General features: G+C 66.5%; 15 protein-coding genes and 1 pseudogene. 4 read left to right on the top strand and 12 right to left on the bottom strand.

The features are described from left to right. Positions 1–12: 12 nt before the first annotated feature. Entirely contained in the window at positions 13–3843 is a 3831-nt protein-coding gene (locus ACOOF5_RS07690; protein ID WP_420437919.1) for an SIS domain-containing protein, read from the bottom strand. Between the two features lie 116 nt (positions 3844–3959). Here ACOOF5_RS07690 and ACOOF5_RS07685 point away from each other — a divergent pair, with 116 nt between their 5' ends. After that, positions 3960–4883, top strand: a complete 924-nt coding sequence (locus ACOOF5_RS07685; protein WP_420437918.1) for a catechol 2,3-dioxygenase — start codon at positions 3960–3962, stop codon at positions 4881–4883. 57 nt (positions 4884–4940) lie between these two features. Here ACOOF5_RS07685 and ACOOF5_RS07680 read toward each other — a convergent pair whose 3' ends face one another. The 4 genes from ACOOF5_RS07680 to ACOOF5_RS07665 all read right to left on the bottom strand — a co-directional run bounded on the left by ACOOF5_RS07680 (position 4941) and on the right by ACOOF5_RS07665 (position 9167). Continuing rightward, the gene (locus ACOOF5_RS07680) at positions 4941–6353 is read right to left on the bottom strand and encodes a phosphoglucosamine mutase (protein ID WP_420437917.1); all 1413 of its coding nucleotides are present in this window, start codon (positions 6351–6353) and stop codon (positions 4941–4943) included. A 67-nt stretch (positions 6354–6420) separates the two neighbouring features. Then, positions 6421–6813: a 30S ribosomal protein S9 gene (rpsI, locus tag ACOOF5_RS07675; protein ID WP_420437916.1), complete on the bottom strand. Its 393-nt coding sequence runs from the start codon at positions 6811–6813 to the stop codon at positions 6421–6423. 53 nt (positions 6814–6866) lie between these two features. Beyond that, complete coding sequence (gene rplM / locus ACOOF5_RS07670) at positions 6867–7313, bottom strand: 50S ribosomal protein L13 (RefSeq protein ID WP_420437915.1); 447 nt, start codon at positions 7311–7313, stop codon at positions 6867–6869. 132 nt (positions 7314–7445) lie between these two features. Next, a complete protein-coding gene (locus tag ACOOF5_RS07665; protein ID WP_420437914.1) occupies positions 7446–9167 on the bottom strand; it encodes an N-acyl-D-amino-acid deacylase family protein in 1722 nt (573 codons plus the stop codon). 89 nt (positions 9168–9256) lie between these two features. Between ACOOF5_RS07665 and truA the strand changes: the two genes are divergently transcribed. Beyond that, complete coding sequence (gene truA, locus ACOOF5_RS07660) at positions 9257–10144, top strand: tRNA pseudouridine(38-40) synthase TruA (RefSeq protein WP_420437913.1); 888 nt, start codon at positions 9257–9259, stop codon at positions 10142–10144. Positions 10145–10257: 113 nt separating this feature from the next. On the opposite strand, the gene ACOOF5_RS07655 is transcribed toward truA, so the two are convergent. Together ACOOF5_RS07655 and ACOOF5_RS07650 are read right to left on the bottom strand one after the other, a co-directional pair. Beyond that, positions 10258–13284 (bottom strand): M16 family metallopeptidase, encoded by a 3027-nt coding sequence (locus ACOOF5_RS07655; RefSeq protein ID WP_420437912.1) that lies wholly within the window; start codon positions 13282–13284, stop codon positions 10258–10260. A 159-nt stretch (positions 13285–13443) separates the two neighbouring features. Further along, positions 13444–13788, bottom strand: coding sequence for a hypothetical protein (locus ACOOF5_RS07650; protein WP_420437911.1), 345 nt, complete (start codon positions 13786–13788; stop codon positions 13444–13446). A 106-nt stretch (positions 13789–13894) separates the two neighbouring features. On the opposite strand from ACOOF5_RS07650, the gene ACOOF5_RS07645 reads away from it, so the two are divergent. Next, positions 13895–14554 carry a superoxide dismutase gene (locus tag ACOOF5_RS07645; protein ID WP_420437910.1) on the top strand — a complete coding sequence of 220 codons (660 nt, stop codon included), beginning with the start codon at positions 13895–13897 and terminating at the stop codon, positions 14552–14554. Between the two features lie 36 nt (positions 14555–14590). Here ACOOF5_RS07645 and ACOOF5_RS07640 read toward each other — a convergent pair whose 3' ends face one another. From ACOOF5_RS07640 to ACOOF5_RS07630, 3 genes are read right to left on the bottom strand one after another with little or no spacing between them, the layout of a single operon-like run. Then, complete coding sequence (locus tag ACOOF5_RS07640) at positions 14591–18652, bottom strand: C-terminal helicase domain-containing protein (RefSeq protein ID WP_420437909.1); 4062 nt, start codon at positions 18650–18652, stop codon at positions 14591–14593. Then, entirely contained in the window at positions 18649–20946 is a 2298-nt protein-coding gene (locus ACOOF5_RS07635) for a hypothetical protein (protein WP_420437908.1), read from the bottom strand. Before ACOOF5_RS07635 ends, ACOOF5_RS07640 begins: the two co-directional genes overlap by 4 nt. Beyond that, complete coding sequence (locus ACOOF5_RS07630) at positions 20943–22427, bottom strand: DUF6361 family protein (protein WP_420437907.1); 1485 nt, start codon at positions 22425–22427, stop codon at positions 20943–20945. Before ACOOF5_RS07630 ends, ACOOF5_RS07635 begins: the two co-directional genes overlap by 4 nt. Positions 22428–22745: 318 nt before the next feature. Between ACOOF5_RS07630 and ACOOF5_RS07625 the strand changes: the two genes are divergently transcribed. Next, entirely contained in the window at positions 22746–23684 is a 939-nt protein-coding gene (locus ACOOF5_RS07625) for an acyl-ACP desaturase (protein ID WP_420437906.1), read from the top strand. 111 nt (positions 23685–23795) lie between these two features. Here the strand turns inward: ACOOF5_RS07625 and ACOOF5_RS07620 are convergent, their stop codons facing one another. Together ACOOF5_RS07620 and rplQ are read right to left on the bottom strand one after the other, a co-directional pair. Continuing rightward, positions 23796–24497, bottom strand: a complete 702-nt coding sequence (locus tag ACOOF5_RS07620; RefSeq protein WP_420437905.1) for an RraA family protein — start codon at positions 24495–24497, stop codon at positions 23796–23798. Between the two features lie 32 nt (positions 24498–24529). Continuing rightward, a pseudogene (gene rplQ / locus ACOOF5_RS07615) lies at positions 24530–24880 on the bottom strand (50S ribosomal protein L17); the annotation flags it as partial. Positions 24881–24882 lie beyond the last annotated feature (2 nt).

Below are 24882 nucleotides of genomic sequence, written 5' to 3'. Positions count from 1 at the left end.
TCGCAGACGGTCCTATTTGCCCGGCTCGCCGGAGGCGTCGGCATCGCCCAGCCAGTGCTCGGCGAGCACGTAGACCGGTCGGGTGAGCAGATCGAAGACTTCGAGCGTGCCGAGCAAGTCGTCGCGGAACCAAGGCAGCGTTTCGGTGACCGCGTCGGCGAGCGCCCCGTAGCGGCCGCGGTAGCCCATCATCACTGACCGCATCGACGGTGCACGCAGTCGCTCGACGAAGCGGCAGTGCAACAGCGTCAGCCCAGTGGTCAAACCGTCCTTGGTCTCGGGAATGTGGAGCACCGTGCGGCCGTCACTGCCGCGGGCCACGGTGACTTCGCGTTCGTAAGCAGCTCGGTGCTTGCTGCCGCGTAGCTGCGGGTTGGTCACCGTGCGCGACTCGATGCCGAGTGCCGTGCCGCCGCGGTCGCTCAGCCAGATGGTGACCTCAGGGCTGCTGGCAGAACCCACATCTCCCTCGATGCGATAGCGCGACCAGCCCGTCACCTCGGCCACAACCGGGTCAAGCGCAGCAAGCGTGCGTAAGGCCGCGTACGAGAGCCGATCCCTCGGTGCGCCGGCTTCGAGCGCTGCTGCCACCAGCATCGAGTCGAGCAGCGTCTCGTCGGCTCGCGAGATGCCGACCGTAACGGTCTTGGCCTGATGCTTGATGGTGTCGACCGGCCGGGTGAGTTCGTCGATGGCGAGGTTCAGCGCATCGGTGAGGTCGTCGATGACGACCGAGGGCAGCCCCACCTTGCCGATATCAGCCTGGTACATCTCCAGCGGTGCGATGCCTGCGGCGTACCGCAGCACCGCTCCGAGGCGTGCCGCGGTTCCCGCCCGCAAGTGACCGTCAAAGCTGCCTGCGCGCACACCGTCCCGAAAGCGATTGGCCGGGGCGCGCAGGCGCTCCGCCAGCACGGCGAGCAAGTCTCCGTCGCGGCCCGCGGCCGCGAGCAATGCGTCAGTGCGGCCCGCGGCCGCGAGCGATGCGTCAGTCCGGCCTCCGGCCGCAAGCGATACGTCTGAGCGGCCCCCGGCAGCGAGCGATGATTCCGTGCCGTTTGCAGCCGCGAGCAGCGATTCGGTGGTGGCTCGCATCTCGCGCAGCGGATCGGCAAGTGCGTCAATCGTCAGCGCCGCCTCGTACCCGTACAGGTGGCCAGCAGCCGTCGCCAGTACGAAGTCGACCGCCGGATGCACGGCGGGAACCTCCAGCAGCTCAGCCGCAGCGTCGAAGCGCCCCGTGCCAGCGGAAGCCACCACGATCGGCGTCGCCCGGTGCGCCCGGTAGATCGCCACCTCCTTCGCAACATCGTCGGCGACCGAGCCCACCAGGCCCGTCGCGCACACCCAGATGAGCGGCTCGCACGAGAGATCAATGTGCTTCTTGTCTTCGGTGCTGTCCTCGGCGACGGCGTGATAGCAGATCTCGGACAGCTTGATCCTGATCTCACGTGAAGCGATCCGGTTCGCGCCATTTCCCACCACGGCCCAATGGCGGTGAGCTCCCACGTGGCGCTGGGCGATCCGGGCGATCTCGTCGCGCGAGGCGAACACCGCTTCGAGTGCGGTTGGCAGCTTGCCCAGCGCACCGAGCAAGTCGCTGATGGCACTGGCCGTCGCAGCGTCGTCGGGACGGATGTCCGCAGCGATGGCGGCGGCGAGCAGCGCGCACGCCGCAACCTGCGCATAGAACGCCTTGGTGGACGCCACCGACATCTCCACGTCGCGGCCGTCGGAGGTGTAGAGCACACCGTCAGCCCGGTCGGTCAGGTCGCTGCCACGCCGGTTGACGATGGCAACCACCGCAGCGCCCCGAGCGCGGGCGAGATCGACCGTGCGATTGGTGTCGGTCGTCGTGCCGGACTGGCTGACCGCCACAACCAGCGTGTCGGACAGGTCGGCGTGCAACCCGAATCCGCTGAACTCCGTCGCCAGCGGCGCCGACACTTCCACGCTGCTGAGTACGCGCGATGGTGCCAGCAGCGTCTCAAAAAAATGCGGGAGCGCCGACGCCGCGGCAGCGGCCGTGCCCTGGCCGATGGCAACAATCCGACGGATGGAGCCGTCCCGCAGCCGCGACCGAACATCGGCAGGCAGAGCGTCGGGCCCGAGCCGGGCGTGCCGCAATGGTCCGGCTGACTCAATGCCGCCACGCAATGTGGCTGACTCAATGCCGCCACGCAATGTGGCTGACTCAATGCCGCCACGCAATGTGGCTGTCTCGATGCGGCCACGCAATGTGGCCTGGAGCGAGCGGGGCGCCTCGCCGATCTCCTTGAGCAGGAAGTGAGGGTGGTCGCCCCGGTCGATGTCGCGGGTAGTGACCTCGGCGGTGACGACATCGCCCGCTTCGACGGGCAATTCGGTACCGTCGTAAGAGAAGCGTCGGAGGCCAGTGAATTCGGCCGCAGTCGGCTCGTCGTCGGCTGGCTCAGGCGGCGTGCCGACCAGCATGATCTGACCACGGCTGCCCACGGGATTCGCCGGATCAGACGGTGTCTCGCCATCGAGGCGGACGTAGTGACGGCATTCGGTGACCAAGCCGTACGGCTCACTGGCCACGACATAGGCCCCGTCCGTTGCGCCCACGTACAGCGCCTGCCCGCTCCCCCGCAGCGCCAACGCCACCACGTCGGGCATCTCCGAGACATGCGCCGCGATCGCTACCGAGCCCTCGAAGCTGCTGACGGCATCAGCGAAGGCTTGCCGCAGCTGCCCTGACCCAGAGAAGGCTTGCCGCAGCTGCTCCGACTGAACAGTGCTTGGCGATTTCGCTGCACGGTCTCGCGTCGCGGCGAGAGCCTGGCCCACCATCGCGGGGATGACCTTCGCATCGGTAGTGATTTCCGGCGCAATAGACAGGCGCCGCTGCGCGATCAGGTCGGCGTAGTTGTCGACGTCCCCGTTCAGGACTGCGGCAATGTGCGCTCTGTTGACATTCGGACCAGCAGCATGAGAACCGCTGTGCGTCGCATCCCACGCATCGAGCGGATGGGTGTTCGGCACCGAGACGATCCCGATGCTGGCCCAGCGGGTGTGCCCCAGCACCACCACTTCGGCGGCCTCGGCGCACAGAGCCCAGCGAAGCAGGCTGTCCTGACGAATCTGTGACCGCAGGGCGGCAGAGTTGTCGCCCAACTCGCCGATCTCCGAGGCGGTCTTGTAGACGAAGGCGAGGCCGTCGGGAGTGTTCCGCACGGCGCCAGTGCCAAAGAGTGGATCGACCAGGCGTCCGCTGAGCGAACCCGCTGCCCCTTGGGTGGCATCGGCTTCGATATGTGCTCCCCGCACGAACACCTGCAGCCCGGCCGAATCCCGCCCTCGAACCTCGAGCCGGTCAAGTGCGGACAGCGCTACCTGGATCGACCAGAGCCCTCCCGCAGCCGCCGGCGGGGGTGTACCGCCCCAGAGCCCGACCACTTCCCGGGCCATGCGCAGGCGGTCTCGTCGCAGCGCGAACGAATGGTCCTTCAGTTCGCCCAGCGCCACCAAGATGCGCTCCATGTGTGCGCCAGCTTCGACGGCGCCGTCGATCTCAGCGATGCGTGCATCCACCTGCGCCAGAGCGGCTTCGATGTCCAGCACGCACTTGGCGTCTTCGACCAGCAAGCGGACGCCTGGCAGCGACCGCAGGGCCTCGTCGGCTTCCCGCAGCACGCGTGCCGCGGCTTCGAGCTGAGCGGCAAAATCAGCACTGGCGGCCGGAGCACTGGCGAAATCAGCACCGGCGACGATCACATCAGCCAGCAGCGCCCCGGCGTCGATCAGCCGCCCTACGACGGCTGACGCTTCCAGAGCGTCCCGGTCGTCACGGCGGCCGATGACAGCCACGATCCCGCACACAACAGCGAGGGTACCGAGCACCCGACGGCGCGTCGGTCGAGTGCATCGCCTCCGGCGGCGGGGGTGGGGGATGCGTGATTAGATAGGTGAGCCTGCTCACAAAAGGGGGAATGACCATGGCCATAACTGGAGTCATGCGAGCCGGGTACGTCCAGATCCGCTGCACCGACGTGGAAGCCTCCATCGTCCACTACCGCGATCGCGTCGGTCTGTCGGTTGTCGCAACCGGCGATGACGGGCGTGTCTACCTCAAGGCGTACGACGAGTTCGATCACCACAGCATCGTCCTGCGGCCCGCCGATGAGCCCGGCATGGACTTCATGGGCTTCAAGGTGCGCAACGACGACGACCTGACCGAACTCACCGACAAGCTCTACGACCATGGCGTGCAGGTCGACCACCTCGAGCCGGGTTCACAGCCCACGCTCGGTCGAGTCGTCAGCTTCACCATCCCGGCGGGTCACACCATCCACCTCTATTCGGAGATGGAGACGGCCGACAAGACGCCGCCGCTGCACAACCCTGACGTCTGGGACGAAGAGCCCCGAGGCATGCGGGCCACACGCATGGACCACTGCCTGCTGTACGGGCCGAATATCGCGGAGACCGTCGAATTGTTCACTGAGGTGCTGGGCTTCGAGCTGTCCGAGGTGGTGATCGCTCCCGACGGCTCATACATCGCGCCGTTCCTGACGTGTGCCAGCAAGGCCCACGACGTGGCGTTCGTTCACAACGACGAACCGGGCATCTTCCATCATGTGTCGTTCTTTTTGGAGAGCTGGAACGACGTCGCGCACGCAGGCGACGTGATGAGCCGCTACGACATCCCCGTCGACATCGGCCCGACCCGGCACGGCATTACCCGCGGCCAGACGATCTACTTCTGGGATCCGTCGGGCAACCGAAACGAAGTGTTCTCGGGTGGGTACATCTACTTCCCCGACAATCCCCGTCGGACCTGGGATGCCGAGCAACTCGGCAAGGGCGTGTTCTACGTCGACCGCCGGCTCAACGAGGCGTTCCTGAACGTCTACACCTGATCCTGCGCGGCACAGGCCGTCTCAGCAGGACACGGCGGCGTCAGCCGCGCAAAGTGATTACCCGGCACCGGCCGCGCTTACCACCTCGATCAGACGGTCGGCGAGAATCGCCGCGTCGCGCTCGGTGGAGGCTTCGACCATGACCCGGATGACCGGCTCCGTGCCGCTCGCGCGTACCAGCACCCGCACATCGGTACCTGCCTCTGCTGCGATCTCATCAATCGCCCGCTGGATCTCATCGGTGAGCAGCCCAGATCCGGCTGGCACATTTCGAAGCACCTGCGGAGCTGCCTGCATCGCCTGAGCTGCAAGCGCGGCGCTCGAAAGTGCCGAGCCACCAGACCCAGCGGCTCGTCGGGCGACGAGATCAGCCAGGTGGACTGCGCTGCGCAGCCCGTCACCCGTAGTGGCCTCGCGACCGAACACGACATGGCCAGACTGCTCGCCGCCGAGGCTGTGACCGCCTGCGTCCAGCGCTTCGAGCACCGCACGGTCTCCCACAGCGGTCTGTACCACCGCGATGCCCGCCTCGGCCATCGCGCGGTGCAGCCCCAGGTTCGACATCACCGTCACGACCAGCGTGTTGTCGGCGAGCAGGCCACGCTCATGCAGGTCGACAGCGAACAGTGCCATCTGGCGATCACCGTCGATGACCTGTCCGCCGCTGTCCACAGCGATCAATCGGTCGCCATCGCCGTCAAAGGCCAGTCCGACATCCGCTCCCACCTCGACTACGGCCGCTTGGAGCGATCCCGGGCTCACCGAACCACAGCCGTCGTTGATGTTGCGGCCGTCGGGATCACACGACAGCGCTGTGACCTGTGCGCCCAAGCGTCGAAGCACCTCGGGCGCAAGCGATGCGCTCGCTCCGTTTGCTCCGTCCACCACCAAATGCAAACCGTCGAGCGTGCGTTGGTCGATGGCGTCGGCAAGCGAAGCCTCATAGGCGTCCAGCACCCGAGCCGACTCATCGGCCGGTGCAGCGCGTTCTGCTGTGGAGTCGGCTTCTCCTCGGCGTAAGACGTCGGCTGCCGACGGCCGATCGCCGTGGGTCAGTCCCACGTCGGCGAGGCATTGCGAGACTGCGGCCTGCGCCGCATCGCTGAGTTTGATGCCTCCCGTAGCGAACAGTTTGACGCCGTTGTCGTGCCATGGATTGTGGGATGCCGAGACCATCGCGCCGGCGGTGCCGAGGTGCCCGGCTGCGAACGCGACGACCGGTGTGGGTACGACGCCGAGGTCGATGACTTCAGCGCCGGCCGCTCGCAGACCCGCAGCCAAGGCGCGCGCCAGCGCCGGACTCGACTCGCGTGTGTCGCGGCCCACGGCCCAGCAGGCGCTGCCGACGCATGCCGCGCCGCCCGTCAATACCCGGTTCGCCGCTTGTCCCAGCGCATGCGCGACGACCTCGTCAAGCTCAGCGAATGCCGACCCTCTCATGCCATCGGTGCCGAAACTGAGTCCGTTCACGCTTCGTTGCCGAGTCCGCATCTGGGCGCTGGATTGCCGGGGCCGGGCAACCGGACCGGACGGGCCTCTAGCGCTTGGAGTACTGGGGCGCCTTGCGGGCCTTCTTGAGGCCGTACTTCTTGGATTCCTTCTTGCGGTCGTCGCGATGGAGCATCCCGGCGGACTTCAGCGTCGGCCGCATCTCCGGATCGAGCACCAGCAGCGACCGGGCGATGCCCAAGCGCAGAGCGCCGGCTTGTCCTGCCACGCCGCCGCCGTCCACGGTGGCGGAAACGTCATAGGCCTCGACAGACTCGGTGAGACGCAGCGGCTCGGTGATCTCCATACGGTGCACCGACGAGGTGAAGTACTCGTCGAACGGGCGTCCATTCACCAAGATGTTGCCGCTGCCGGGCAGGAATCTCACCCGGGCGACGGCGCGCTTGCGGCGGCCAGTGGTCTGCGTCAGCGGAACGGGCACGAAATCGGGGTCCTTCGGGTCGGCTTGCGAATGTGGCGTGGAGAGCGTCGGCCCTAGCTCGCCATGGCGGCGGGCAGCGGCAGCGCTTGGGGCTGCTGGGCGGCATGGGGATGGTCTGGACCGGCGTACACCTTGAGCTTGCGCAGCTGGGCCCGGCCCAAGCGATTGTGCGGCAGCATGCCGCGGATGGTCCGCCGCACGGCATCGGCCGGACGACGAGCCAGCAGATCGCCGTACTTCTCAGTGTGCAGTCCGCCGGGGTAACCCGAGTGGCGGTGCACGAGCTTCTGCGTCGCCTTGTCGCCGGTGAGCACCACCTTGTCGGCGTTCACCACGACGACGTGGTCACCGCAGTCGATGTAGGGGGCGAAGGTCGGCTTGTGCTTGCCGCGCAGGATCCTGGCGACCTCAGTTGCCATGCGACCCAGCACCATGCCCTCGGCATCGACAACGAACCACGCTCGTTCGATCTCCGAGGCTTTGGGGGCGTAGGTGCGCACGCTGGAACTCCGCTTGGGGTGGTTTCTCGTCCGCTCCTGTGCCGCACATCGGCACCAAGGATCGGACCCGGCAAGGCTACCGGGCAGCGGTCACGACGCTGCGGGGCAGCGATGCAGTTGGCGCTCGGATCCTCAACCGGTTGCCGTGACAGGCACCGTGTCTCGGCCTGCCCGCAGCAGGGTGCCGGGGCGGGCATCGGTGAACTCGCCGCCGCTCACCGCGACTTGGCCGTTGATGAGCACTGTGTCGATGCCATCGGCCTCGCCATAGAGCCTCCAGGCACCTCCCGGCAGGTCCTCGCGCACTTCGATCGAGCGCGGCGCTACCTCGTTTGGATCGAACACGACGACATCCGCGTGCCAGCCGGGGGCCAACCTGCCCCGGCCTGCCAGGCCGTACAGCCGGGCAGGCACGTCAGTCAGCTTGTGCACGGCGTCCTCCAGCTCGAGCATGCCGCGATCGCGGGCTGCTGCCAGCAGGTACGTCGAATAGTTGAAGGTCGCCAGGAAGTCGAGGTGTGCACCGGCGTCCGACGCTCCGATCACGCAGCGGTCGTCAGTCCACAGCTCCTTGCGAAGCTCCCAGCTGTCGTCATCGTCCCCGGCGGCTCGAGGGTAGAGGCCGGTTTTGAGATCGTCCGCAACGACCAAGTCGCACAGCGCGTCCCACGGAGTGATGCCTTGGGTGTCGGCGATCTCACCGATCGTGCGACCTTCGAACTGCGTCAGCTCGGGCTTGGTCACCTCCCCGACCGTGAGACGCTCCCAGCGGGCGACGCCGCGGAACGCACTGGGCTGCTGCGCGAGATCGTTCAGCTCGGCTCGACGCTGCGGGTCAGCCATCAGTTGCATCTTCTCCTCATGCGGCAGCGCCATCGGCTCGGCCCAGCCGTGCAGGGTGTCGAGCAGGAAACCGCTCTCGAAGCACAGGCGGCTGACGGCGGGCATCGGGGCCGTGAGCGCGACGACTCGCCCGCCCTGGCGGGCGGCGAAATCGCTGGCTTCGAGCTTCTGGGCGATGGCGTCTCGATGCCGGCCGTTGGCGAAGATCACGTTCCAGTTGAGCGGACGGTCGGCCGCCACCGACATGTCAGCCAGCAGTTGGTACACGTCAGTGTCGAATCGTTCGATGCTCGGGATGAACTCCAGCGCCACTGCCGGGCTGGTGCGCAGCACCGAGCACAGCTCGACGAGCTCGTTGGTCGAGGCGTAACGCGACGGCACCATCTCGCCGTCTGCGTCGTTGTGGGTCTTGGCCCATGACGAGCTGAAGCCCAGCCCGCCTGCGGCGATGCTGTCGGCCAGCATGCGCTTCATGGCGTCGAGTTCGTCGGGCGTGGCTTCGTGGCCCACCGATCGCTCCCCCATCACCACGCGTCGCAATGCGCTGTGACCGACGAGGAATCCGGCGTTCGGCATGAGCGTGCCGTCGATGGAATCGAGGTACTCGCCGAAGCTGCGCCAGTCCCAGGGGACGCCTTGCTGCAGCGATGCGAGCGGCATGCCCTCCACCCGGGCCAGCATCCGCATCAGGTAGTCGCCGTGGTCCGGTTCCAGCGGGGCGATCGTGAATCCGCAGTTGCCGCCAATGACGGTGGTCACTCCGTGCAGCGGCGACGGCGACAGCGTGGTGTCCCAAAAGACCTGCGCATCGAAGTGCGTGTGGATGTCGACGAAGCCGGGCGAAACCACCATGTCGGAGGCATCAATGGTTCGCTTGGCGGCTCCTGCCGCGCGCACCGCATCGTCGCCCACGGCCACGATGCGCCCCTCCGCGATGCCGATGTCTCCCTGGACGCGTGGCGCCCCGGTGCCATCGATGATCGTGCCGCCCGCAATCCTCGTATCGAGCATGTACCCCGTCCCCCTGTGATCTTGCCGACGCGGCCGAGCCGGCGTCTGCCTGTACCCGTGCCGCTCCCAGCGAAGTTACCGTGCCAGCGGTGAACGAGCATGAGGCCCGCCGGGGGAACGGGCACCGAACAGTCCGGCTGGATCTGTCGTACCGCGGCACGGGTTTTCGCGGCTTCGCGGCAAATGCAGGCGTACGCACGGTTGCCGGCGAACTGAGCGCTGCGCTGGAGCGCATCTTGGGCGAAGCACCGGTGCTCACTGTGGCCGGCCGCACCGATGCCGGCGTTCACGCAACGGGTCAGGTGGTGTCGTTTCGGCTCGGCCCGGACGGATTGGGGCGCATCACTGCAGGCCGGGGCAACGGCAGTCAGCCGGACGGCAGATCCCACAGAGCCGACCGGCGGGCCGGTCTTGACGGGCTGGACAAGTTGGCGACGTCACTGACCCGGATGTTGCAACCCGAGATCGCGGTGACCGCGGCGTCACTCGCTGACGACGGCTTCGATGCTCGTCACTCGGCTATGTCCCGTGCCTACGAGTACCGAGTCCGCAACGCCGCCCATCCCGATCCCCGCTACGGCGACTTCGAGTGGCATGTTGCTGTGCCGCTCGAAGTTGACTGGATGAATGCGGCAGCGAGGCACTTCGTCGGCGAGCACGATTTCGCCTCGTTCTGCCGGAGGCCGAAGGATCGTCCCGACGCTTCGCTGGTGCGGACCGTGTCGGCGGCCCGCTGGTCGGCGCAGGACAGGCGACTGCTCTTCGAGATCGAGGCCAATGCCTTCTGTCACCAGATGGTGCGGGCCATCGTGGGCCAGTGCGTGGCGGTGGGACGCGGCGACCGCTCCGCCGGCGATGTGCCTGCGGTGATGGCAGCGCGCCGGCGCGACGCAGCCGCGCCGATCGCGCCGCCGCACGGGCTGACGCTCGTCGCGGTCCGTTACCCCAGCGGTGTGTCCTCGAAGCCACGCAGGTAGGCGGGCCTTCCCGCTGTCGCACCAGTTGTTTCCCGCTCTTGTTCCCCATCATCATGCGATTGGGCTCACGGGCCGCTCAGGCCGCGGCTTCGCCTGCCGGCTCAGCCCCTTGGCTATTCGGCTGAGCGGAAGACCTCGATGCGGTTGTCGAGGTTGAACAACAGCGCAACGTGGTCCCGCACATCGGCGACGGTGATCTCTGCGAGCACCGCCCGACGCTGGGTGGGAGTCGCAACGTCGTCGTCGCCATGACGGCGTCGCAGCAGCGGGTTGATGATCGAAGAATTGGACTCCAGCACGTAGTTGTCCCGAGTCACCGCGATCGCCTGCTGCAGGTCCGTCTCGGTCGGGCCGTTCTCTATGAGTTCAGTGAGGATCTTCAGGATCGCCGCGTGGCTTGTCGTCAGGCCATCGGACGGCCCGGTCGCGCTGATCCGTGCGGTCCACCTGTCCGTCGCATCCTCAGGAGCGACCGACGAGTACACCGAGTAGGTGTCGCCGAGCTCCTCTCGTACCTGTCCGACAAGCAGATCATCGATCACCGCTGACGCCACATCTGCGAGCACGCGCGCCCTCGTGGACAGCGCAGTCTCCGCCCCGAACACGATTTCGAGGCCCGTTGAGCCCGAATCGGCTTCGACCGGGATCGTGATCCGCCGAATCCCCGCCGGGAAGCCTGGGTTGTGATCCACGAATGTGTCGTCCTCGCCGGTCGGCAACGTGCCGATGTAACGCGTCGCCAAATCGGCCACGGCCGCCCGGTCGATGTCACCGACGACGACCACCACCAAGTCGTCAACATCGCTCAGTCGCGCTTGGTAGAGGCCGAGCAGCGATTCCGCGGTCGTGGCATCGATCTGCTCGGAGGTGGCAACGAACTCGTACCACGGACTGTCCTGGTACAGCGCGTCGATCAGCTCCAGCTCGGAGATCCATTGCGGGAACGTCTCGGCGTTTGCCAGACGGGTTTGCATCGCCTGGATCTGCTCGTTGACCGCCACCTCGGTGATGCGGGGCGCCGTGACATACAGATGCATCAGCGCAAAGAGGGCTTCGAGGTCGTCGGATCCGGCCGCGCCCGAGAAGCCCTCGGAGTGCTGTGCAATGAACGGGGTGACCCGCGCCGTCGTGGTGGCCAAGTATTCGTCCAGCTGTGTCGCCGTGGCATTTCCGACGCCGCTGGATGCGACAGCTCCTACTGCATGACGCACCAGCGCCGAGTCGCCAGCCGACAGTGCCGACCAGCCGCCGAGGCTTTCCGCCACGACGTTCACCTCGCCGGCGGCAATGTCGGACGGCGCGAAGACCACCGTGGCGCCGTTGGGGAACTCCCATTCGTACGCATCGTCGAACAGGTCGACAGAACGCTCGGCGGCCGGCGCGGCCGGGTCCGGCGGCGACATCAGCGCATCGATCGACTCCTGCGCCTCCGGCGGTGCGAGCGGTGCAGCGGCGTCCACGGCGGCTCGGAGTTCCGCAGCGGTCGGCACATCGGACGGGTCGGGCCCGATCGACACCACCAGCGGCGGTGCCTTGTCGAGCAGCCAGCGCAGGTGAGCGGTCATTTCGTCGGCTGTGTAGCTGTCGAGCAGCGCAGTGACCCGATCCACCCGATCCTCTGTCGAAGAGATGTCTGCGCCGCTCAGGAAATGCGCTGCATAGGCGAACGAGTAATCCCCGTCTTGTCGGGTCTCATCGCTCTCGAGCTGGAATTCGAGCGCGGTGCGCAATGCGCTCGCGGCTTGGTCGAACTCAGCTTGGGTGAAGCCATAGTGCGCCGCACCGTGGACCACAGAGATGTAGTCGGTGGTTGCCTGGTTGAGATCGGGACCCTGATAGTTGGTGCCGTACAGGCGCAGCCCGCGGCCCGCCGCGAACGCGCCGAAGTGGGGCTCGGTGGCCTGGGACAGCTGACCGGCCTGGAAGGAGGCATCCAGTCGGATGTCGAGCATCCGTGCGATCAGGTCCTCCATGAGTCGCAGCCGCTCGCCCCCGACAGTCCCCGCAGGCCACGCCGGCAGCTGCCAGTCCAGCGAGATATAGATCGGGCCGTGATCGGGATGGGTGACCGCATCGGTCACCGGCTCATCCACGAAGTCCGCAATGAATGCGGATCGGTCGGGCTGCGGCGGAGCCGCTGGCGTGCGTGCCGTCACGTCTTCGAAGTGGTGCAGCAGCAGCGTCTCCATGTCCGCGACGGGCATGTCTCCCACCACCACCACGGCCATGTTGTCGGGGCGATACCAGGTGTCGTAGAACTCGCGCAGGGTCTCAGCTGTCATCGACGAGTTGGATTCTTCGCTGCCGCCGATGAGCATGCCCTCATAGACGGTGCCCGAGTAATAGATCGCGTCGATGAAATTCCCGATCCGTCCTGACGCCGATTCATCGCGCAGGCGGTACTCGTCGAGCACGATGCCGCGTTCTGCGTCGACATCGGCGGGCAGGAGCGTGGCCGCTGAGGCCCATTGGGACAGCACGGTGAGTCCGAGGCCGAGTGCGCCCGGGTGGTCGAGCTTGAAGTCCAAGATGTAGACGGTCTCGTCGGGGCTGGTGTACGCGTTCACGTCAGGACCGAAATCGGTGCCGAAGTCACGGAGCACTTGGAGGAGTTCGTTCTTGGAGAATTGCTCGGTTCCGTTGAACATCATGTGTTCGAGGAAATGGGCTGCGCCTTCGGATCCGTCGGGGTCGAGCACGGCGCCCGCATTGACGACCAGATGCATGATGACCGAGTCGCCCGGCGAGTCGTTCGAGCGCAGGTAGTAGGTGAGGCCGCTGGGGAGTTCGCCGATCAGCACATCTGAGTCGACCGGCAGCGGCGTCGCATCGGGGTCGCCGGGCTGGTAGTCGTTGAAGGCGCCAAGGTCGGCGGGCTCGCCGATCGGCTCTGGCGCCGGCTCGGCGACAGTCTCTTGTTCTTCGGCTGGGGCCTGGGGCTCATCGGGTTCGTCTTCGACCGCGGAGAGCTTTTCCGGTTCGGCGGAAGACTCGGGTTCCTCTTCGTGAACCTCAGCCATTTCCTCGTCGGGCTCGTCGGCCTCGGGGACTGCGTCGGGTGAGTCGGGTGCGCAGGCTGCCGCCAAGAGCGCAGCCGCGAAGAACAGTGCAATGATCCTGCGCCAAGAGGTTGAATTCATCGACGGAATCGCCTTTCGGACGTGTGGGTGAACCCTTCGGGGTGCGGCCCGAAACGTTGGGCCGGAGTGCTGCGACTCGGCTGCCAGCATGCGGCAGCCGACGGTACTCGCGCCGGACCCGACTGAGACAACGCGAACTGATTCAACCGGGGCGGCGGCTCACCATGCGGCAAGGCGCGCCAGCAAGCCCTCCGGGTCGCCCTTGAACGTCGCTATCTCGGCAGCGGTGAGGGCTTCTTCCCAACCGTGGCCATGGGAGCCGACGATGCTCGGCAGCGCCGTGGCAGCACCCAGTTGCTCGGGGGTTGCGTCGTCGCGATGCACGAGCTCGAGCTCGACCGATGACGCCGCGCATGCCTGTCTCCACCGGCGCGAGCCCATCGGGTTCCAGCCGTGGGTGATGTTGCACAGGGCACAGCTGCTGCGACCCGTGAGCTTGCCGAGGGCGTACCGCAGCTCACCGGCGAGCGTGCCGTCTGCGTCGTAGATACCCACCAGCTGCACGCCGCGCACCATACCGACGTTCCGGACGATGCCTTGGTCACCCTGACGGGGAATTCGCTATGGGCGGTGGCATACTCGCCCGGGCCGGAGATCACGTGATGCTCGCATGACGATTCACCTTCCAGACCTTCCCTACGCAGCTGATGCATTGGCGCCGCACATCAGCGAGCGCACGATCAGCTTTCACTACGGCAAGCACCACGCCGCCTATGTCACCGCAGTGAACGATCTGACGGCCGGCACCCCGCACGCCGATGTGTCGCTGGAAGCGCTCGTACGCTCGTTGGCACCCGGCGGCCACAACAGAAAGCTCTTCAACGCCGCAGCGCAGGCGTGGAATCACGACTTCTATTGGCGCTCGATGTCGCCGGATGGCGGTGGCGAACCAGACGGCGACCTCGCGACTGCGCTCGTGGCGAGCTTCGGCAGCCTGGACGCGTTCTGCAGCGAATTCGCAGCAGGGGCGATGGGCAATTTCGCCTCGGGTTGGGGCTGGCTGGTATTCGACACGGCCGCGGCCGGCACCGGGCCCGGCGCGCTTCGCATCGTTCAGACCGATGACGCCAGCACCCCGATCGCCGGCACCAGCGCAGCCCCGACACCAGCACAGCAGGTGCCACTGCTGGTGATCGACGTGTGGGAGCACGCCTACTACCTCGACTACCAGAACGCCCGCGCCGCCTACATCGACGCCTACGTCGAGCACTTGCTCAACTGGGAATTCGCCTCAGCCAACTACGCAGCCGCCCTGCGCGCCGAGACCTAGTCGGCGAGCCAGTACCGACGGCGACGCTGCAGGCCTCTAACTCGCGCTTCTCGCTGATTCAGGTGGGGTCAGATTGATGCGAATCTTGGCGAGTTCGCTGGCAAGCCATGTGTCGGATTCGTCGTCCAAGACACCGCTGCGGCTCAGATAGTCCAGCAACTCCGACTGGCGGGGTTGGCCGATGGCGAGTCGGTACGCACCGAGGGTCTGGCGGAGCCGAGCGAGTTGGGTCTCCTCGCGGCTGAGCGGCAGCATCGGCACCCAGCGCTCGATGCGTGCGACCGGCGCACCATTGGCTTGTCCATCCGCGATGCTCGCCGCGGCCGGGGTGCCGCCGTCCGCGGTGACCCCGACGGGTTCTGCTTGAACCGTCCGAGCAACGCTGGGTCCTGACGCTGCAGCCTCGGTGCCCGGATACACCCAGCAGGGCACCATCTCGTCATCTCCGCTGCGACCGAGCTCGAACAGCGTCTCCCAGAGATCTTCGCCGGCCCCAGAATTGCGCAATGCCTGGGCGCCCAGCGCTGCGGCCAGATTCCGTCGCACCGCGTGATTCTTGTAGCGATGCACTCGGCCTTCGCGCTGCTCGAGATCGACGGGGTTGGAGGGCAGGTTCCAGTGGACGACCGCGTGACACCACAGGTGGAAGTCGAGCCCCTCTTGGCCGACCGAGGTCGAGGTGAGCACGAACGGCCAGAACGGGGAGTTGAACGCCGTCGAGACATGTTCGTCTCGCTGCTCGCCGTCATCACTCTGTTGCGCGCCGTAGGCGACCGCGAATCGGTGCCGCATGGAGTGGGTGGCCTTCTTGGCGCGCCCACGAGGACTCTCGTCGTCATCGCTGACCACGACCCGGCCGTCGGATCGTCGGACGGGCGTGTCGATCTTGATCGTCGATGTTCGCACCCGAAGTGCCTCACCGAGCTTCTGGGAGACCTCGCGGACAGCTCGGATGTCGCAACGCCCGTCGGTGTCGGAATCACGGCCCCTTGCTGGCACCGGCTTGGGTGCAGGGAGTGTGAGCCAGTCGCGCAGCATATGGACGTGCTCGTCCAGCAGAGCGCCGAGATTGCCGCCGACACAGTGCGTAATCGCCTTGCGCCAGTAGGGCAATTCAGGCGAGCCGAACACCGGCGCACCGGGCTGCGCCGAACGAGTGACCAACGCCGCTGCCTCTGGCCTGTTGAACAAGTGCCGGAACGCATTGCCGACGTGCGCCGCCGCTGCCAGAAAGGCCGGGTCGGTCAACGAGACACTGGCCGAATCCGAAGTCTGCGAAGGGGTGCCCAGCACCGCGGCGAGCGAGCGCAGCGCGCACACCGCCGGGCCGCCGACAGCGACGTCGGTCAGGACATCGATCAGATCGCCAGGAATCCTGCCAAGCTGGACAGTGCTGCCAGTCGCGCGGGGTGCTGCATCGAACCACTCCGCCAGTTCCGACTCGTCGACGCCGGCTGCGCGCAATTCGTCCCGCAGACGGCCCGTCAGCGAGGAACCGCGCTCATCTGGGCCGTAGCGTCCAAGGCCAGCATCGTCGCGGCGACGAATTTCGGCAATAAGCAGACTCCACGCTCGATCGACGTGCTCATCCACGATGTCTCGCTGGCTGAGGCCGGCGCCGCCGCGTCGCGAGCCGCGCTCGGACTCGGCGGCTGTCGTGTCGCCGAGGTCAGCAGCGGAACACCAGAACCAAGGACCGAAGCGGTCAGGCGATCTGGCCGCATCCAGCAGCAGCGGCGTCAGCCAGTACCACTGCTGGTCGCCACGGCGCGGTGCCGTTGAGTCCTTGCCGACGCGAGACGGATCAATCGCTCTCGCCAGTGACTCGTCCAGCGCAGCGCGCTCTTCGGCATCGAGCAGCGTCCGCAACTCCTTCGCGATCCGCTGCGCGACCTGTGCACGCAAGTCCGCTAGCGGTCGCAGCGGACCGGGGGCATGGTCTCTGCTTGCGTTGCGGGGATCGCCCAGTTCAGCGAGCACGGGAGATGGAAGCATGAACTGCAGCGAGCTCATCATCCCGGCGTGGGTGTCGCGCTCCGTGGCCGCGTCGGCCGAATCGCTCGTGCCCGCCGACGTGCTTCGTGGGCTCAGCGCCAAATTGCCGCCGCCATGGCGGTGACGTGGGGAGGTGTACTTCACCGCCCCATCGTCGGCGACCGCGCTGGCGTCGGTATCGCCTGCTGCACCGCCGCGTACCGCGCCGATGGAGCGACGCTCGGCTTCATAGCTCACCAGGCTCGACACCGCACGGGGCACGACCCGCCATCCCGAGAAGATGAGCCGTTTCGTCAGCCCCGACCCGTTCTCGGCGGCTTCATCGGCAGTGCCGCCGACGACACCAGTCGAGCCGACGACCGTGTCGTAGGCAGTTTCGGCCCGGTAATACGGGAGCGACGGCGGTATCCACAGCACATCGAACGCATTGCGGCCATCGAGATCGTCAAGGAGCCAGCGCAGCCGCGGATTGCGAGGGTCGACCGCGCCGTAGCCGTCGACACCTTCCCAGTCGAGCATGCCCACGCCGTGCGGATCGAACCGGGCCAAATCGCCGTTCGTGGCTTGATCTCGGAACGCTCGTTTGATGACATAGTCGTCGTGGCCCATGAAGTTGAGCGCATAGGGACTCGACTTCCAGAACTCCATCGGATCGGTGATCCGCTGCGCCCCTTGCCCCGCGGCCGTCGGCTTGGCATTCAGCCGCAATTCATCGGCAACCGCACCGATCTGCACGTAGGCCCGCACGTCATCAGGCGCCAAATCGGTCGCAGCCTTGCACTCGGCGAGCATCCCTGAACGATCAGGCGTCGCCGCCAAGCGCTCAGTCCGCGACATGACCTTGCGCAAGCGCGCCGACAACGCCTCGCACTGCTGCTGAGCCAGTTCGAGAGCGGATTCCAGCGCTTGGCGACCGTCGGGCTGCTGAGCGTCGCGATGGTGTAGCCGAGCTGCATCGCCGATATCACGCAGCGAACCGCGCAGGTCAGCGAGCAGCTGCTTGACCGCTCCAGTCGTGTCCTCATTTTCGAAGAGGAACCTGCAGGTCTCCACAAAGTCTGCGTAATGGTCATCGGGCTCACCGGCTGCGGAGTACGACTTGTACGGCGTAGCAGACAGCAGCAGGCAGCGCACCTGCTGGTACTTCGCTTCTTTGCCGGGGTCACGGTGGCCGAAGAATGCCTGCGCGTGTTCAGTCACCTCCGTCCGGTGATCTTCGTCGGGGTTCAGCAAGTCCTTGAATCGCTGGAACTCGTCCAGGATCACCAAATCGGGATTCAGCAGCGAGATGCCCGTCCGCGCCATGATGTGCCGCACTTCGCGCATGAAGTCGAGGCGACTTTCTCTTGCCCCGGAGGTCCACTTGCCAGTGCGCCGGCTGGGGACTTGCTTGGCGAGGCGATTGAACTCCACCTTGAGCGACGGCTTGCCGCGGCTCTTGCGCTGTGCGTTGGTGTGCTTCAGCTGCTCTCGAAACGATCGGCGGACCGCACGCCCCCGCTGGCAATTCAGCTTTTCGAGCAACGTATTGGCGCGACAGGTGAGCTCGGAATCGGGGCGCCTGCTGGGGTACCAGAAGATCCGCCGCACGGCGGCGCTTGCGAGGGGTGCCGACTTCCATTCTGCCGAGAGCAGCGCAGCGGCCAAGATCCGTTCCTCGAGGCGTCCCGAACGGTTGCCCATCTTGAATGAAGTGGCCGGGGTCAGAGCCACGAGGTTGACCGGGTTGACCTCGGCTTCGCCGCCGGTCTCGGGTTGATAGTTGGGGTGCAGCAGCATCGACAGTCGGTCGATCGGTTTCGGTGTAGCGACATCGGCGGGCACCAGCTTGCGAATGTTCTGGCGGGCGATGGCTGCGTTGGAGCAGATGTAGACGATGTCATGCCGCTCGTCGCAAATGCTGCCGAGCTTGTCGAGCACCTGAGCAACAACGCCCTTGGCGACGTAGGTCTTGCCCAGACCCACCTCGTCGGCAACGAGGAAGCGCGACGTGTAGTCGTTGTCCTCGAACATGCGGCGAAATGCGTGCTCAGCAGTGCGTCGCTGAAACTCGCGCAGCTTGCTCAGTTCCGCCTCGACATTCACGATGCTGCCGCCGCTCATTCCCGCTTCCTCGCTGAACGACGGTGATTGCGGGGCCCACTGCCTGCGCCGATGTACCCAGGTGGCTTCGGGCCGTCTGCGTCAGCGTCCTCGAACTCGTCACTGAGGGCAAGCAACACGGTTCGCCAAACCGCGGTGAAGCGTTCGGGCAGCCCCGTGCTCACGGGTTGTCCCGGCGCTGCGCCAGTGAACGATTCGACCAAGGGCAGCAGCGACAGCAGGCGTCCGGGATCGGTGCGCCCTGTGCGCAGCATGGCTTCGAGCATCGGCGTCGCCGGTGCCGGCGCCAGACGACGCGTGGCATCGGTAGCACCGTCGCGGCCTGTGGGACTTCGCGGCTGCACGGGCTCGACTGGACGGTCGGGCCTCTCGGACTGGATCGGTTGCCGACTGGATCGCATCAACTCGACGAGATACTCCATGAGCCGGTCTCCGTTGCCGACCAGTCTGCGCATGATCTCGGTGTCACGAGCGTTCTCGAAATCAACTGGCACATCGACCATCTCGATCTGCAGCAGCCGTGACACCGACGCGCCATCGGGCGAGGTGATCTCCACCAGACACCATGTGCTCACATCGCCAAGCGCGATTTCGAAGGCAAGGTCCAGCGGAGCGCCGATCGGCACTGGTCGAGACGGGACAGGACTCAGTGGCCGAATCGAGATCGACCAGCCTGCTGCATCGTCGACATTGCCAACATCGCCAGCATCCTCGGAGTCGCCACCCGTCTCTTGCTCCTCGCCCGAACTGCTGGCACCCCGCAGCCCGTCGCGGAGCGACACGGGTCCTTCGGATCGGATGCGCAACGTCGCGCGGCCGTCCGCCATGCTGATCGAGCCGGTGAGCCCGAGCGTCGCAGCGAGATGACGGACGACTCGGTCCACATCCACACCGGGCGGTGGCCCCGGTTCGGGCTCGGCGGGTTCGTACGGCACGAAAAACCTGCGCAGTGACGCGTCGGGCGCGCCCGTCAGCGCATCGATGCCTACTTTGCGAGTGGGTCCGTCCAGTTGCAGCAGCATCTCGACATTGCGTCGAAACGCCGAATTCGTTGCGTTCGCGGAACCGATGAACAGCGACGACCGTCCCCGCGGCCGGTCGAATGCGTAGAGCTTGGCGTGCAGGTCGCTCAATGAAGGTGCTGGATGCCTCGGTCCAACGGCGCCGGCTGCCTCGTCGGCTGGAGCGGTTGTCTCATCACGCCACTCGCTGGCCGCCTCGTCGGACTCGCCTTGGGCACCCGCGTCGAACATCGCGACCGCGCCGACATGGCCCTGCGAACGCAAAGCACAAACGTCCAGATGTTGCAGTTCCGACGCTCGGGCAACCAATTCGGCGTTGCAGCGGGGCAGCACGTTCGAGAAGAATCCCGCTCGAACGAACGGCGATATCACGAGCGACCGCGTCGAATCGTCGGGAAAGGGCCGATCGAACGGCGCACCGCCGTTGCTGGGGGGTTCTGCATCGAGGCCCAGGACGTGCAAGCGAGCCCCATCGAAGCCGTCCGGACGTGCGAACTCGGCATCGCGCAGATCGGTGCAAAGCGAGGCGACACGCTCGCGGTGCCGCGCAAGGCGATCAGGCGGCCCGGTTCCGTCGCCGGGCGCCCGCACCCGCAGCAGACCCTCGAACAGGTCTGCAAGTCCGTCCAGCCAAATCGACTTCGGATCCGAGGCACGCGACCGATGCGCGGCGTCGAGGAACGCATCGAGCCGGATGATGGTGTCCCAGTTGCGGTCGTAGGTCAGATTCCGGCTGCTCAGCAGCACCCGCAGATGCGACCCGCCGGAGCTCGCGGGACCGTCGCCGGCCATGCGGTAGCGCAGTACCCACGCCTTTGCATGGACGACGCCGCCGCGTGGGGCGTTCACCTCGATCACACTGTCTTCGAGGAAGCTGAAGATGCGCCGAGCAGTGGGCGGCGCGGAGATGTGGCCGCCTTGGGCCATGACGGTAAGCCGGCCGGCACAGCGCTTCAACGCCGCCAGCAACGCCACGGGCGTCCGCTCCGCCTCGCTCCTGGCCCCGCGCGGCGCATTCGCAGCCGGCCCCTGCGAGACGGCCGAAACGGCATCGCCGTTTGACGAAGCCGTTTCGGGGACTGCTGCAACGGCAACATCCACAGCATCAGCGGCGGCGCCTGCGAGGTCGCTGTGGCTGAGTGCCATCGGCACGGCCAGCAATGCCCGCAGGTCCAAGCTGTAGGTGACTGCCATGGCAGCGTCAAATTCGGTGCCGTCCGGCGGTGCCAATGCCTCGGCCAGCAGCATCCGATCGTCAGGTTGCAGCGTCATCGGCGCCTTCGCGGTCGGCTTCGGTCAGCATCCGCCTTCGGCACGGCACTGCCGTCGCCTTGCAGCTCGTTGCCGGGCGGGCCTGAGGCATCGGAATCCCAGCCGCCCCGCCCGGCGGCGGCAAGATCACCCAGGTATCCGACGACTTGGGCCCAGCGATAGTCGAAGGCGCCGCCGGTGAACGGCATGCCCCGAGCGATCCAGGCTTTCAAAGGCCCGTAAGTGCTACCCAATCGAGCCCGGTTTCCCTTCAGTGAACACTCGCGCTGCCTGATGCACGCCCGGATGGCCTCGTTGTCGAAGTTGGCGGGGGACTTCACGACTTGGGTGGCCATGTCATTCACGAATCGAGACAGGTCGGGACTGGCCTCACGCCCTCGCAATCCGCGAAGGCAGGCCCAGAAGCCCTCGGCCGGATCGGAGCGGTTGAGGCTGCGATGCCACTGTTCCAGCCTCTTGGCCGTCGCCGGCTGGCTGACTCGTTCAGCCCATTCGCCAAGCCTGCCGTTCCAGCATTCAAGTTTCGATTGCGCCTCGTCGGCGCTGTCCTCGCCGGACGTCTCCTCGCCCGAGGTGTCCTCGCCGCCAGAAGTTTGGCTGGCACACTCAGCAAGCATGACGTTGTAGAGAATCCGGGGACCTTCGGTCACCTCGGACACGCATCGAGCGTGGTGCAGCGCCTCACGGTTCCTGTTATTCAGCCTGCCGATGGGAAAGTCGCCAGGCAGGTCCCACGGCGTGGCCCAATCGCGGACCCTCTCCGCCTCGCCGACCGTGCGGGCTCGGTCGGCGTAGTCCGCAGCGTGCCGCAGCACGGAATCACGCGTCGCAGCAGCGGCCCGCAGTCTGTCCACCAGCCACTCGGCCTCGGGGATCGACAGAGACAAGTGCTCGGGGCGCTTCAGGAATCCGTCCGGCACGGGCAGCAGCTCGCACCACAGGTCCAGACCTGCTTCGACACGATGCCCGTCGGCGTCGGTCTCAACACGACGCACCCGCGCACTGCCGGCCCGCTCTATCGCCTGACGGACGGACCCGTCGAACCGCGCGATCTCCCAGGTCCGCAAGCCGGTCCAGTACAGCGTGCTGGGCATCACCTTCAGGTCGCTGCGCGATTGCAGCCCGATGACGCCCTGCCGCGGACCGAGGCGGCTCAAGCGCTCGATCAGCTCGACTTCGCCATCGCGCAGGCGTCGGGTGTATGGCTTGCGGCTTGACGCCGCAGCGACCTGCTCGAACAGCCACGGTATGAGCACGAAGTAGCGCAGCCTGCTTTGCGCAGTGGAGACCCCCGGCGCAATCTCATCGGCCAACGCATCTCGGATCGCGCCCAGACCCAACGAATCGAGCGCGCGCGGCTCCTCGGACATATCGAGCAGACGGCGCACTTGCTCCTGAGACGCCAGGTCGCGGTCGAGCCATGCAATCTCGGCGGGCATGCTCCCGAGCGCCGCTGCTGCACTGCGGCGAGGTTCAGCCATACAGGCGGGACAGCACAGAGCTGCGCATCAGTGAGACCACCACCCGCAGCAGGTCCGCACGGCACCGGTCGCCAGGCACGGGCCGCAACCGTACAGCAGCAGGCGACGACCATTCGCGTCACCCACCGCTGGTTGGACCATCGACCGGCGGCACGACATCCGCTCGTGTGGGTTCTCCCGCTGAACACACGCAGGCACGAGTGACCGGCTGGGCGGAGGCCCGATCGACTGCACTGCGAAGAGCAAGTCGCGGCGTCCGGCATTCACCCGGCGGCTCGGTCGTTAGGCTTTGTCGCGAATGGTGATTGGCGATTCCCGATGCCGGTAGCGGCCGATGCCCGGACGCTCGCCGATCTCGAGCCGACCGTAGGGCAGCTACTAGAGCGACACCTTCGGCAGACGAAGGAATGGCATCCCCACGCGCTTGTGCCGTGGAGCCGGGGCAAGGACTTCGCGCCTGACTATGAGTGGTCGCCCGAAGAGGCGAATCTCACTCCCGAGGCTCGCAGCGCCCTGTTCGTCAACGTGCTCACCGAAGAAAACCTGCCGTACTACTTCCGCGACAGCGAGCGGCTCTTCGGCCGCGAGGGCGCGTGGGGCGAGTGGGTCCGCCGCTGGACAGCGGAGGAGGGGCGGCACGGACGGGTCATCTACGACTACCTCTCCGTCACCCGCGCGCTCGACCCGGTGGCGTTGGAACGGGCGCGCATGGCACAAGTGCAGTGCGGGCAGGTGCCCCAGCCTCCGAGCTTGCTGGAAGGCCTCGCCTACGTGACGCTGCAGGAGCTAGCCACCCGCATCGCTCACTTCAACACCGGGCGCCACATCGACGACCCCGCCGGCAAGGCCATCATGCGGCGGGTCGCCTTCGATGAGAACCTGCATTTCCTCTTCTACCGCGACGTCATGAGCGCTGCGGTAGAAATTGACCCCTCAAGCGCGGTGGTCGCCATCGCCAACCAGGTCAAGGACTTCGCGATGCCTGGGCTGGGCATCACCGACTTCGATACCCACTCGCGCATCATCGCCGAAGCCGGGATCTACGACTTGGCCATCCACCACGACCAGATCCTGCAGCCGGTCGTATTGCGCGACTGGAACCTGCCGGCGCTGACAGAGCTGTCGAGCATTGCCGAGGCAGCCCGTGATCGGCTCATGAAAATGATCGAACGGATCGGCCGAGTCGGGCAGCGACTTGCCGAGCGCTATGCCGAAGCCCGCAGCGCTCTGCAGCGCGAGGCAGCTATCGCTCGATAGCAGGCAACCTGCGGAACTGCGCAGCAGGTGTCCCAGCGTCTCGTGAGCGCTGCGAACTCGAGCGGGAGACAAGCGGCGAGATGCCTTGCCGCATCGCGCCGCCGCCCAGGACTAGTGGTCGCCCTTGGGGTCGAGCAGTGCCGTCAACCGGTCAATCGAGAAGTCGGGGCTGCGGGCGGCGTCGATCAGGATGCGCTCAGCGGCGGCGATCTTGGCAGCCGCGCCAGGAATATCGACAGCCACGTCGGCAGGCACGACAACCGCGCCGTGACGATCCGCATGAATGAGGTCGCCAGGGCGGACCGTCATGCCATGGACGGTCACCGTCACGTCGTATTCGACGACATGAACCCACGCGTGGGACGGGCCGATCGAGCCCGCGAGAGCGCCGAAGCCCGGTGCCCACTCTCCCAAGTCTCGTATGGAGCCGTTGGTGATGACCCCGAGCGAGCCCAGCCCGGCGTGGATGCTGCTGTTCACCTCGCCCCACCAGGCGCCATAGCCCGGGGAGGCATCGATGTCTTCGATCACCGTGATGGTGGGCTGTGGGCCTGCGGCCATGTGCCGGTAGTAGCCCACGCGCACTGCGAGGTCGTCGGCGCCGGATCGACCCGAGGGAGCGTTCGCCCGGATCGTGGCGGTGCGGGCGTAGCCGACCATGACGGTGTCCGGATCGGGACAGACCAGCGGCGAGGTGGTGTAGCCGTACGCACGGCGCTGTGGCGCGACGATCTCGAGTGCATTGCAGACCGTCGGGGTGTCGAACTGACGTAATTCCTCGAGCACATCGGCGCTCAGCGGTGCAGTGTCCATCAGCGAACTTGGGCCACGTCCGTGGAGGTCTAGACCAACTCGATGAGCGCCATCGGTGCGTTGTCGCCCCGGCGCGGGCCGAGCTTCAAGATGCGCGTGTAGCCGCCCGGGCGTCCCTCGTAGCGCGGGCCGATCTCGTCGATGAGCTTCTGGGCCATCTCCTGGTCGCCGTTGAGGCTGGCGACAATCTGGCGGTGCCGTGCCAAGCCTCCCTTGCGGGCCTTGGTGATGAGCTTCTCGGCGTAGGGCCGCAGTGCCTTGGCCTTGGCTTCGGTGGTCTCGATGGCCTCAGCCGCGAACAGCGACGCCGCCAAGTTGGCCAGCATGGAACGCTGGTGGCTGGCGCTTCCGCCTAGGCGTCGACCCTTCGTGGGCGTGGGCATGC

Origin of the sequence: Candidatus Poriferisodalis sp. (assembly GCF_965214215.1) — a bacterium.
GTDB lineage: Bacteria > Actinomycetota > Acidimicrobiia > Acidimicrobiales > Poriferisodalaceae > Poriferisodalis.
This window is presented reverse-complemented; position numbering and strand designations above follow the sequence as displayed.